Origin of the sequence: Bradyrhizobium sp. Leo170 (assembly GCF_004296405.1) — a bacterium.
Taxonomy (GTDB): Bacteria; Pseudomonadota; Alphaproteobacteria; order Rhizobiales; family Xanthobacteraceae; genus Bradyrhizobium.
In genome coordinates this window covers 1-6,761 of sequence record NZ_PSRR01000414.1, presented here as the reverse complement: position 1 = coordinate 6,761, position 6,761 = coordinate 1, and the positions used below count along the sequence as shown (strand labels likewise).

The following is a 6,761-nucleotide window of genomic DNA, read 5'->3' as shown; positions in this document are numbered from 1 at the left end:
AGGAGGGTGGGAAGTGACGCAAAGCTCGGACGCAAAGCGCCGCGAGAATGTGGACTCGCATCCTCAAGCTGTTTGAAAATTGAATCGGACCTTTCCCCCGTCGTCCCGGGCTTGACCCGGGACCCATAACCACAGGCCTTTGTAGTGCGCTCCGCTACCACCGCTTGCTCACGCCACAACAATCGCCTGTGGTTATGGGTCCCGTCTTTCGACGGGACGACAGCGGTATGTGTGTCACCGTTCCCGGTTGTTACAATCGAAGACATTGCCGCCTCCTTGGGATTTTCGTACACAGCCCTCGCCATGACTCAACCGTCCCTCTCCCCCGGCGCCGCCGATGTCCTGTTGTTCGACCTCGGCCGCGTCGTGCTCGATATCGATTTCGGCAAGGTGATGACCACCTGGGCCGGCCATGCCGGCTGCGAGCCCGGCGAGCTCGCCACCCGCTTTGTGATGGACGAGAGTTACAGACATCACGAGGTCGGCAAGATCGATGACGCCGCCTTCTTCGCAAGCCTGCGGCAGTCGCTCGGCATCGGCATCTCCGACGCCCAGTTCCTGGAAGGCTGGAACGCGATCTTCGCCGGCGAGATGCCGGGAATCGCCGCGCACCTGGCGCGCGCCAAGACGCGCCTGCCGCTTTATGCTTTCTCGAACACCAATCCGCCCCATATCGAGCATTTCTCGACAGCCTATTCGGACGTGCTCGGCCACTTCCGCCAGATCTTCTTCTCGTCGACGATCGGGCTACGGAAACCCGACGCGGAAGCCTATGATTACGTCGTCAAGGCGATCGGCGCGCCGGCCTCGCGCATCGTGTTCTTCGACGATTCCGCCGAGAACATCCGCGGCGCACGGGCGGCAGGTCTCACAGCCATTCACGTCACATCGTCAGATGATGTGACGAACGCGCTTCTCGCGCTCGGAATTTAGGAGTTGCCCGTGGCCCTGATGCCGGTCGCCGATGCGCTAGCCGCGGTCCTCGCCGGCGCGGAACCATTGCCGGAAGAGATGGTCGCGCTCGATGCCGCCTATCACCGCACGCTCGCCCGTGACGTCGCAGCAAAGCGTACTCAGCCGCCACTGGCGATGTCGGCGATGGATGGCTATGCGGTGCGATCCGCCGATGCCGCCGATCTCAGCGCGCGGCTGAAGGTGATCGGCGAAGTCGCCGCGGGCCGGCCGTTCGATCGGGAACTTGGTCCGCGGGAAGCGGCACGGATCTTCACCGGCGGCGTCATTCCCGCCGGCGCCGATGCCGTCGTGATCCAGGAAGACACCCGGGTCGATGGCGATCACATCACCATCACCGAAGCTGCCATCGCCGGGCGGCATATCCGTCCCGCCGGCGTCGATTTCCGTGAAGGCGACGTGCTGCTCAGGCGCGGAAGCCGGCTGACCGACCGCGCGCTGTCGCTGGCGGCGTCGATGAACTATCCGGAACTTCCCGTGCGGCGCCGGCCGAAGGTGGCCGTGCTCGCGACCGGCGACGAACTGGTGATGCCGGGCACCTCTCCGGGCCCGGGCCAGATCGTCTATTCCAACGGCTATGCGCTGCGGGCGCTGGCGCGCGCGGAAGGCGCTGAAGCGATCGATCTGGGGGTCGCCGCCGACACGGTTGCCGCCACCACCGAGGGCATCCGCCGCGCGCATGCCGCGGGCGCCAACATCCTCATCACCACCGGCGGCGCCTCAGTCGGTGACCACGACCTCGTAAAGCCGTCGCTCGAGGCCGAGGGCGTCACCATGGCGTTCTGGAAGATCGCGATGCGGCCCGGCAAACCGATGATGCATGGCCGACTCGGCACGATGCGAGTGATCGGCCTGCCCGGCAATCCGGTGTCGTCCTATGTCTGCGCCTACCTGTTCCTGGTGCCGTTGATTCGGGCCCTCCTCGGCCGCTCGGCTGTTCATCACGTCAGCGAAAGCGCCCTGCTCGGCCGCGATCTCGCCGCCAACGATCAGCGCGAAGATTATCTTCGCGCGCTTCTCGAAGAGCGCGACGACGGCACGCTGATCGCAACGCCAGTCACCAAGCAGGACAGTTCGCTGCTTGGGAATCTCACTGCGGCGCAGGCACTTGTGATCCGTCCGCCATTCGCGCCGGCCGCCGCAAAAGGCGCGCCTTGCGACATTCTCCGATTGCCTGAATGACGCCGCGACCAGCACCTACTGGAGCATCTCTGATCGCGTTCACCAGAAATTAAGTGGTTGCGGAACACATATCGAACATATAGTGTCCGTTCATGATTTGTTTCGAAACTCGCTGTCTACGAATGGGAGTGCGTTACTCCCGAGATCAGCTCTTCTCAAGTCTCGGATCGAACGACGCTACCAACCGGGGGAATGCTCGCGATGCTTACGCGCAAACAGTATGAACTTCTGCGTTTCATCAACGAACGGCTGAAAGAGGCCGGCGTGCCTCCTTCCTTCGACGAGATGAAGGACGCACTCGACCTGCGCTCGAAGTCCGGCATCCACCGCCTGATCACGGCGCTGGAAGAACGGGGCTTCATCCGTCGCCTGCCGAACCGTGCCCGCGCAATCGAGGTGATCAAACTGCCTGAGCTCTCCGCCGCCGGCAACGGTCGCCGCGGCTTCACGCCGAGCGTCATTGAGGGCACGCTCGGCAAGCGCACGACCAGCGCGGCCGTGGCCGAAGACGATGGCAACCGTCCCGTTGCTGTTCCCGTGATGGGCCGGATCGCGGCGGGTACGCCGATCGAGGCGCTGCAGACCCGCAGCCACACCATCAGCGTGCCGCCCGACATGCTCGGCTCCGGCGAGCATTATGCGCTCGAGGTGCGCGGCGATTCCATGGTGGAGGCCGGCATCCTCGACGGCGACATGGCGCTGATCCAGCGCAACGAAACCGCCAACACCGGCGACATTGTGGTGGCGCTGATCGATGAGGAAGAGGCCACGCTGAAGCGTTTCCGTCGCCGCGGCGCCTCGATCGCGCTGGAGCCTGCCAATGCGGCCTACGAAGTCCGCATCCTGCCGCCGAACCGGGTGCGGATCCAGGGCAAGCTGATCGGGCTTTATCGCAAGTACTGAGCCGACCAGGACGCAGCAGCCCCGTCTGGTACTTAGGTGGGTGCTCTGCCCTAGAGGACGATGACAAGAACGACTTAGAATGATTAGAATGAAAGCCCCGGTAAATTCGCCGGGGCACTTCGGTGCAAGGTGATGTGCGGCAGCGTCTCGCTATCGTGTTTGTGAACGGACCGAAGGCGCGGGCCGTACAAATGCCAAGAACGAAGCAGAGGCTTATAAGTTATCGTCCACTCTGATAGAGGCCTGCGCCTCTTCCCAGGCACGGGTCGGCTATCTCGAATGAGGAGCAATCCGATGTGTGACTATAGCCTGCATGCCGTGGCGACGCGTCCCGCCCAGGTTGGAGAGACGCTCATCACCACCACCTTCCGCGGCACCTCGACCCGCGGCTTCGCTTCGGAAAGCGATCCGACGGTCGCAGTCTGCATGCTTCCCGGGACCGAACTCGCGTTCGCCGATAACGTCCGTTACGACAATCGCTGGATCTGGACCAAGACGACCGGCTTCCGTGTCGGCAAGTTCAACCAGATCGATCCGCATATTCGGGATCGTCATCACGACGCGATCGAATTCCCCGATGGCAGCCATGTGCTGGTGACCCAGCTCTGCGAAGGGCAGCGGGCGACCGTGCTGCAATTGCCAGTGACGCATCATGTTGCAGAGCCGGCACCGAAGGCGGTCGAGCAGCGCCCCGCGCCGAACCCGCTGTTCATCGGCTGACAGCTTCGGGCAGCGTGCGCCGCCGGTCTCGGCCGGCGGAGCGTTGCCGCGAGTGAAAAGCAAAGTGTTTTGAGCGGCTCCGGAGGTCATCCGGGGGCGCACGTGATTTTGTGTTGAACGGACGCTTTATTCGCCCAGGGGGCGTGATCGGTGGTCACCAAGATCACATGGCAAAGAGCCGGACGAGTGGCTGAGCCCGGCCGATACATGTTCAGGTTCGGCTGGCTCACCGTCGCAGCGGAAGATCTCGCGATCTGGGAGCGATTTCCGGATGCGACCTTTACGCTCGTGCAAATGCCCTCGCATTCGGGCGATCCGGATGAATTTCGGCTCGGCGCCTTCGAGCTAGCGGCCAACGCCGGCGGAGATTGAACGGGGCGCTCAGTCTTCCGACTGCAGGTCGGATTCGGACGGGGTCGCATCGATGGCGCGCGGCGCGGGTGCCCCCTGGATCCGGATCGTGGTCTCGGGTTCGCCTTCGCCTGACATCCCAGGCGACCACGGCCGGTCGAGGCCGGCGGGCTTGACGGCGTCGATGACGAAGCCGTTCCGGCTCCGCCGCAGCGCCAGCCCACCCTGCCGCCGCAGGCGCTCGGCATCGATGACCGCCGCCGCGCAGCCTTGCGGCACCGGCCGTGCGGTCACGATCAGCACCGCCCGCTCGCAATCGTCCGCGAGCGCCTCGGATCGCTGGGTGAGCGCGATGAACGCGCCACCGGCCGCAGAGGTCACGCAGCCGCTCTCATCGCAGGACACGCCCTCCGTCAGCGACGGATCGCCCGCGGTGCGGGCATCGGCATCCGCGGCCAGCCACTCCTTGGCGAGAAACGCGTCCTTCGCGGTCCGCATCAGGTGCAGCCGCCCGTCACCGCCGCGGACGGCGACATTGCGGCCGTCGCCGGAAATCAGGATGTCCGGTTGCGGCGCCCCCACCGCCCAGACCACCGCAATGAGAAGCACGGCCGCGCCGCCGAAGCGCAGCGGCGTGCGCAACAGCCCGAGCAGGATGACGCCCAGGCTCGCGGCAATCAGCGGGCCGATCCCGAACGCACTGACGTGGCCGACCGCGCCCGGCAGCGCGGCGACCCCCTGCGCGACCACGATCATCCAGTCGATGCCACTGCCCATGATCGCCCAGAACACGCCGTCGAAACCGAACGGCATCGCCAGCAGGCCAAGCAGCCCGGCCGGCATCACCAGCGCCGACACCACCGGCATCGCCGCGAGGTTGGCGAGCACGCCAAAGGGCGCCACCCGGTGGAAATGAAAAGCGGCATAGGGCGTGGTCGCCAGCCCCGCCACCAACGACGCCAGCAGCAGCATCGCGACCTCACGCCCGCCCCACAGCGCGATCCGCGCGGTCGTGGAATGGTCTGGCGCGGCAAACAGATGCGGCATGCCGATCTGCACCAGCGCCACCAGCCCGAGCGTCGCCGCAAACGACATCTGGAATGTTCGACGCGGATTCCTATTTCTCTATTTAACTCAGTCCTTTAACCCGGATATTGCTCCGGGACTTTTTCCGGGACTCTGCGAGCCGCTCAACGGCGTCGGCTACATCCTCGTCGAGCACATGGGCGTACCGCAGGGTACTCTTGATGTCCCGGTGGTTCAGCGCCTTCTGGACGAGCTTCAAGTTGCCGCTGTCGCGCAGCAGCTTAGTTCCGAAGTCGTGGCGGAAGTCGTGAAAACGGAAGTCGGCCACGCCAGAGATGGTGCGGAGGCGCTGCCAAGCGGTCTTGGCGCCGTTGTAGGTCAGAGGATAGCGTCGCCCCCTCACCCGGCCGAGGCGCTTATTGCCGTAGACCGCAACGTAGGTGAACACGAATTCGGGGTGCCGCCCCTGCAGCGGGAACAGTATCTCGCGAACCGCTTGCGTAATCGGGAACACCACGCGTCGGCCACCCTTGCCGGTCCTCACAATCTGCTTGGTGCCGAAGTTGACCTCCTTCCAGCAGAGCGTCACGCACTCCTTGAGGCGCATGCCGCTGGCGCGCACAAACGCGAAGAACGGCTCGTAATCGGCGCGCATGGCATCATCGAAGGCGGTTGCCTCAGCGTCCTGCAACTCGCGGACCCGCTCCTCTGGCTCGTCAAGCAACAGAGCCTCCCAGTCCGGCTCGTTCTCGAACACCGCTTTCTCGGCTTTAGCGAAGGAAAACAGCCTTTGCAGCACCTTGGTGGTGCTGCGGTTGACGGTCGCATTTGAGACCAGCGGAAGGGCACTCTCCTCTTCCTTGGTACGTTTGCCACGCCGCTTGACGCGATGCCCGCGTCGCCACGCCACCATATCCTTGGCCGCCGTGTGGTCGATATCGGTCAGCGGCTTCTCCTTGCCGAAATACTCGATTAGGCGCGCGAGGTTGGTCTCGGTGGCCTTCGGTTCGGAATCATATTGTGCGCTGTCATTCCACAGGCGGCCTGCAACGTCATCAATTGCCAGCGACGCCTTTGCGCGCCGCGTCGCCCTCACCAGCGCCTTGGCTTTCTCTAGCTCTGCCGCCTCGAACTTCTCTGCGTCTCGTCGAGACGTGCACTTCGTGCTGCCATGAAACCGATGACCTTCGTGCTGGAAATCGAATTGGTAGTACGGCGAGCGCTTGTCACGATAGACGGACACGGTGTTTCCCTCCTGCGGCGTCGGTCAAGGAACTCTTGGATGTCTTCCTCAGTGTACCGCCTTCGCGGGCGCTTTTTACCGCGCCCGACGTTGATGTAAGATATCTCACCGTCGTGGGTGAGCGCGCTGAGTTGGTCCTCGGTGATATTCAGCCTCAAAGCCGCCTGCTCGGGTGTGAGCAAGCGGTTGTTGTCGTTGGCGGGATTGGGCAAAAGCACGCCCCTGAGAAATAAAATTACTCTGCTTACCTCGCCGGCCGAACCGGCGCACAGGGCGTGGGTGGCGACTCACCGCTCCACCCCGCGCATTATACAATAAGACAGCTCGCCCGCGCCGGAGGCGGGCCAAACCGCACCAGAGGCCT

General features: G+C 64.1%; 6 protein-coding genes and 2 pseudogenes. 5 read left to right on the top strand and 3 right to left on the bottom strand.

Annotation, left to right across the window (positions count from 1 at the left end; translation table 11 throughout):
• Positions 1-303: 303 nt before the first annotated feature.
• From CWO89_RS38890 to CWO89_RS38870, 5 genes are all read left to right on the top strand, one after another.
• Positions 304-933 carry an HAD-IA family hydrolase gene (locus CWO89_RS38890; RefSeq protein ID WP_130583619.1) on the top strand — a complete coding sequence of 210 codons (630 nt, stop codon included), beginning with the start codon at positions 304-306 and terminating at the stop codon, positions 931-933.
• A 9-nt stretch (positions 934-942) separates the two neighbouring features.
• Positions 943-2,154, top strand: a complete 1,212-nt coding sequence (locus CWO89_RS38885; RefSeq protein WP_130583618.1) for a molybdopterin molybdotransferase MoeA — start codon at positions 943-945, stop codon at positions 2,152-2,154.
• A 201-nt stretch (positions 2,155-2,355) separates the two neighbouring features.
• Complete coding sequence (gene lexA / locus CWO89_RS38880; RefSeq protein ID WP_130583617.1) at positions 2,356-3,057, top strand: transcriptional repressor LexA; 702 nt, start codon at positions 2,356-2,358, stop codon at positions 3,055-3,057.
• Positions 3,058-3,351: 294 nt separating this feature from the next.
• Positions 3,352-3,777 carry a hypothetical protein gene (locus CWO89_RS38875; protein WP_130583616.1) on the top strand — a complete coding sequence of 142 codons (426 nt, stop codon included), beginning with the start codon at positions 3,352-3,354 and terminating at the stop codon, positions 3,775-3,777.
• A 186-nt stretch (positions 3,778-3,963) separates the two neighbouring features.
• Positions 3,964-4,149 (top strand): hypothetical protein, encoded by a 186-nt coding sequence (locus CWO89_RS38870; protein ID WP_245476776.1) that lies wholly within the window; start codon positions 3,964-3,966, stop codon positions 4,147-4,149.
• A 9-nt stretch (positions 4,150-4,158) separates the two neighbouring features.
• Here CWO89_RS38870 and CWO89_RS38865 read toward each other — a convergent pair.
• From CWO89_RS38865 to CWO89_RS49815, 3 genes and pseudogenes are all read right to left on the bottom strand, one after another.
• Positions 4,159-5,232, bottom strand: a pseudogene (locus tag CWO89_RS38865) (ComEC/Rec2 family competence protein); the annotation flags it as partial.
• Positions 5,233-5,257: 25 nt separating this feature from the next.
• A complete protein-coding gene (locus CWO89_RS38860; protein WP_130583613.1) occupies positions 5,258-6,397 on the bottom strand; it encodes a tyrosine-type recombinase/integrase in 1,140 nt (379 codons plus the stop codon).
• Between the two features lie 26 nt (positions 6,398-6,423).
• Positions 6,424-6,615, bottom strand: a pseudogene (locus tag CWO89_RS49815) (helix-turn-helix domain-containing protein); the annotation flags it as partial.
• Positions 6,616-6,761: the final 146 nt, after the last annotated feature.